Below are 4468 nucleotides of genomic sequence, written 5' to 3' on the forward strand. Positions count from 1 at the left end.
CTGCACAAGCTGTTTGCACCATTGCTGCTTTCAGCACTTTACTCAAGCGGTTTTAGCCTATTGGTACAGCTTCTAAGAGCCCGGCGGGCGGGCGGCCTTCGGGAAATGGCCAAAATCGGCAAAGCGCCAAAATTTCCAGGCAAATCCTGTGCCTTTTGTAAGAATTATCTGCGGAGTGGAGAAAACCCTTGCCAGAGCGGCTGCGGGGTGCTATAATCCAATCATAGTTAGCTTCGGGGCACGGCGGCGCAAATAAAAACGCCGGTGAAACTCGGATCGGGCCCTGTAAAATTGATGAAGTGATAAAAGTGAATATCGTTGCTTAGAGTTTTGAGACATGGCAATCGACACCGTACCTGGCTGGTACAGTGTTCGTTGTCGTGTTTTTTTAAACTTTTCAAACGCCCGCTCTGTGTTAAATCAGGGAATGCCGCGGCCCGGCTGTTGCTGCAGGACGGCCGAGAACCTGGAATTCCTTGAATTTAATAAATATCCCCCGCGCGCTTCCCCAGCCCGGCGCGCTTTCGCGCCAAGACCCTCCTGTCCGCCATTCCCACCCCGGCGGCGGGCAGCAAAAACGAAAATCCCGACTTGAAGGAGNTACGTCCCTACCGTTTCGTGACTCGCCGGCATGTGTCCAGGTGGCCGGAACGGTTTGAACGGAACGAATCATGACAAGAAATTTCGCGCACCGCGGCTACAGCGGCAAATATCCTGAGAACACCATGCTTGCTTTCCGCAAGGCGGTGGAGGCCGGAGCGGACGGCATTGAGCTGGACGTCCAGCTCACCCGTGACGGGGAGCCCGTCATCATCCACGACGAGCTGGTGGACCGCACCACGGATGGAACCGGGCGGGTGAAGGATTTCACCCTGGCGGAGCTTCAGGCGCTGGACGCCTCCTATATCTACACCGGGCAGTATGGCCGGAACCCCATTCCCACCCTCCGGGAGTACTGCGAGTTTGTCAAGGATCTGCCCATTGTCACCAATATTGAGATGAAGACCGGCGTTTATGAGTATTTGGGCATGGAGGAAAAGGTCTGGGCCATGATCCAGGAGTATCACCTGGCGGAGAAGGTCATCATCTCCAGCTTCAATCACTTCACCATCCTGCGGATGCGGGAGATCGCGCCCAAGCTGAAATACGGCTTCCTCAGCGAGACTTGGATTGTTGGCGCGGGCAGGTACTGCCATGAGCACGGCGTGCCCTGCTACCACCCCATGTTCCGGAACCTGACCCATGAGGTCGTGGCGGAGCTTAAGAAATACGGCCTGGAGATCAATACGTATACGGTGAACACGGAAGAGGACGTGCGGGACCTGGCGGCCAAGGGAATTGACACCGTGATTGGAAATTTCCCCGAGCTGACCCGCGACGTGCTGGCCTCCATTCAGGGCTGAGAACGGGACCCTCGAAGACAGCCGCCCATATCCGGAGGTCTTCGCCCGGCCTGCCCGGCCTCCGGCGCGCCGGACCATAACCATATATGAGGCCGAGNGCTTTCTAAGCCGGGGCCGCNGGAAAACTTCCGGGGGCGGCTCCCCCGAATCTACTCTCGCCAGGGCTGAGGCCAGCCCCGCTGTCTGCCGGGATCACANCGCTCTTTCCCCTCTGAGCGGTTAAAATAAAATTATAAAATTAAGTAAAGGAGAACTGAACCATGGAGACAAGACCCTATGTAAGGTGGGAGCTGATGACCAGCTTCCTCATCGACGCCTTCAAGGGCTACGGCGTACCGGAGGACGACGCGAAAATCTGCGCCGACGTCCTGCTGGAATCCGATCGGCGGGGCATCGAAAGCCACGGATGCAACCGGTTCAAGCCCATCTACATTGACCGGATTGTCAACGGGACCCTGCTGCCGGAGACTAAAATGGACATTGTGAAAGACACCCCCACCACGGTGGTCATGGACGCCAACAACGGAATGGGCATGGTGGCCAGCTACCACATGATGGAAATGCTGATTGAAAAAGCCGCCAAATACGGCATGGCCGGCGGCGCGGTCTACAACTCCACCCACTACGGCATCGCGGGCTACTGGACTACCATGGCGGAAAAAGCCGGCATGATCGGTATTACCGGCACCAACGCCCGGCCCTCCGTAGCTCCCACCTGGGGCGTAGAGCCCATGATGGGCACCAATCCCCTGACCTTCACCATGCCCACCGACGAGGAGTTCCCCTTTAACTTTGACTGCGCCACCTCTACCATCCAGAACGGGAAAATCGAGTTTTATGCCCGCAGCGGCAAGCCCACTCCCGAGGGGCTGGTGGTCACCAAGGACGGCGGCACCATGAGCGATTCCGCAAAAATTCTCACGGAGATGCGGGCCGGGAACTGCGCCCTGCTCTCTGTCGGCGGCCTGGGGGAGGCCACCGGCGGTTACAAGGGCTACGGCTTTACCACCATCGTGGAGATTCTCTCCGCGGCGCTGGCCGGAGGCCCCTACTTGAAGGGCCTCAGCGGCAAGGCCCCCGACGGCAGCAGCCAGATGTACCGCCTTGGCCATTTCTTCTTCGTCATTAATCCCGAGTTCTTCATGGGCCTGGATACCTTCAAGAAGACTGCCGGCGGCATCTGCCGGGGCCTCCGGAACTCTCAGAAGGCCCCCGGCGCGGAGCGCATCTACACCGCCGGCGAGAAGGAATGGCTGGCCTGGCAGGAGCGGAAGGACAAGGGCGTACCCGTGGGCGAGACCATCCAAAAGGAAATTATCGAGGTCCGGGATAAGCTGGGTCTGCCCTACCACTTCGATTTTGAGGACCAGAAATAAGAAGGAGGAACAGCATTATGGATTACGCGAAGGAATCCCTCCGGCTCCACGGCGAGTGGAAGGGTAAGATTGAGGTCGTGACTACCGTCCCCGTGGAGACCAAGGACGATCTGAGCCTGGCCTACACCCCCGGCGTGGCCCAGCCCTGCCTGGAAATTCAAAAGGACGTGAGTAAGAGCTATGAGCTCACCCGGCGGCACAACCTCTGCGCCGTCATCACCGACGGCTCCGCCGTCTTGGGCCTGGGAGACATCGGCCCCGAGGCGGGCATGCCCGTCATGGAGGGCAAATGCGTGCTCTTCAAGGCTTTTGGCGATGTGGACGCCTTCCCCCTGTGCGTGAAGACCCACGACGTGGACGAGTTCGTCAACGCCGTGTGGCTGATGTCCGGGTCCTTCGGCGGCATCAACCTGGAGGATATCGCCGCCCCCCGGTGCTTTGAAATCGAGCGGAAGCTGAAGGAAAAGTGCGACATCCCCATCTTCCACGACGACCAGCACGGGACGGCCATCATCACCCTGGCGGGCCTGACCAACGCGCTGAAGGTGGTAGGCAAGAAAAGGGAAGACGTGAAGGTGGTCACCTCCGGCGCGGGGGCCGCCGCCATCTCCATCGTAAAGCTGCTGCTGTCCGCGGGCTTTAAAAACGTCACCATGTGCGACCGGAAGGGCGCGATTTACCAGGGCCGGGAGGGCCTGAACTGGATTAAGGAGGAGATGGCCCAGGTGACAAACCTGGAGAAGAAGCCGGGAACCCTGGCTGATGCCCTGGCGGGCGCGGACGTGTTCATCGGCGTCTCCGCCCCGGGGACCGTCACCACGGAAATGGTGAAAACCATGAACAAAGGCGCCATCGTCTTCGCCTGCGCCAACCCCACACCGGAGATTTTCCCCGACGAGGCCAAGGCCGGCGGCGCGGCGGTGGTATCCACGGGCCGCAGCGACTTCCCCAACCAGATCAACAACGTCCTGGCTTTCCCCGGCGTGTTCCGGGGCACCTTCGACGTCCGGGCCAGCGACATCAACGAGGAGATGAAAATGGCCGCCGCCCAGGCGCTGGCCGGGCTGATCTCCGACGAGGAGCTGACCGCCGACTATATCATCCCCAAGGCCTTTGACAAGCGGGTGGGCCCCGCTGTCGCCAAGGCTGTGGCCGATGCCGCCCGGAAGTCCGGCGTGGCCCGGCTGTAAGCCCCGGCGTTTCCGCGCCATAACGGCGGCAGCGGAGTTCGTCCCCGCCGCATCAGGAAGCCGCTTCCGCCTGATCCTGGCCCTGTGGTACACAATTTTGCCCCCTCACACTCAATGAGGCTCCGTGTGCAGTTGGCGTGCGGGGTGCAGTTCCCACGGGAAGCGCACGCCGGACAAACCATCGTTTCGCCTCCCTCAAACCGTCGTGCATTGCGTACAGCTTCCCGGCAGCTATTTTTGTGGAAAACAGCTTGTAAAATAACCGGTGATATCTTATCATAATTTCTGGCTGCTGCTCCTGCTGTTGAAATGTGTGGGCTTTGCGGCTGGAGAAGAAACGAACTGTGGTAGGGGCTGTTCCTTCTCACCATTTATCTTTTCTTTCCTAATACTACACCTTAATGCTGAAAAGAGCGTGCCGTCTTTTGCGGCACGCTCCAGCTTGTCGAAAAAGTCTGCCTACCGGCAGACTTTTTCATGTAAAGATGATAAAATAGGG

The 4468-nt window shown here is 59.1% G+C and carries 4 protein-coding genes; all 4 read left to right on the plus strand.

The window, feature by feature from the left end; genetic code table 11:
- A partial coding sequence (locus tag JX325_RS13085) for a hypothetical protein (protein WP_204791546.1) occupies positions 1-216 on the plus strand: 216 nt, incomplete at its 5' end.
- Between the two features lie 455 nt (positions 217-671).
- The gene (locus tag JX325_RS13090; protein WP_204791547.1) at positions 672-1403 is read left to right on the plus strand and encodes a glycerophosphodiester phosphodiesterase; all 732 of its coding nucleotides are present in this window, start codon (positions 672-674) and stop codon (positions 1401-1403) included.
- A 260-nt stretch (positions 1404-1663) separates the two neighbouring features.
- Positions 1664-2779: an Ldh family oxidoreductase gene (locus JX325_RS13095; protein ID WP_204791548.1), complete on the plus strand. Its 1116-nt coding sequence runs from the start codon at positions 1664-1666 to the stop codon at positions 2777-2779.
- Between the two features lie 17 nt (positions 2780-2796).
- Positions 2797-3969 carry an NADP-dependent malic enzyme gene (locus JX325_RS13100; RefSeq protein WP_204791549.1) on the plus strand — a complete coding sequence of 391 codons (1173 nt, stop codon included), beginning with the start codon at positions 2797-2799 and terminating at the stop codon, positions 3967-3969.
- The last annotated feature ends 499 nt before the right edge of the window (positions 3970-4468 follow it).

Source organism: Oscillibacter sp. CU971, from assembly GCF_905219725.1.
Lineage (GTDB): Bacteria > Bacillota > Clostridia > Oscillospirales > Oscillospiraceae > Oscillibacter.

What these genes read in the sequence shown, in the direction of transcription:
- JX325_RS13090 (WP_204791547.1), top strand. Translation starts at nt 672, where the DNA reads ATGACAAGAAATTTCGCGCACCGCGGCTACAGCGGCAAATATCCTGAG.
- JX325_RS13095 (WP_204791548.1), top strand. Translation starts at nt 1,664, where the DNA reads ATGGAGACAAGACCCTATGTAAGGTGGGAGCTGATGACCAGCTTCCTC.
- JX325_RS13100 (WP_204791549.1), top strand. Translation starts at nt 2,797, where the DNA reads ATGGATTACGCGAAGGAATCCCTCCGGCTCCACGGCGAGTGGAAGGGT.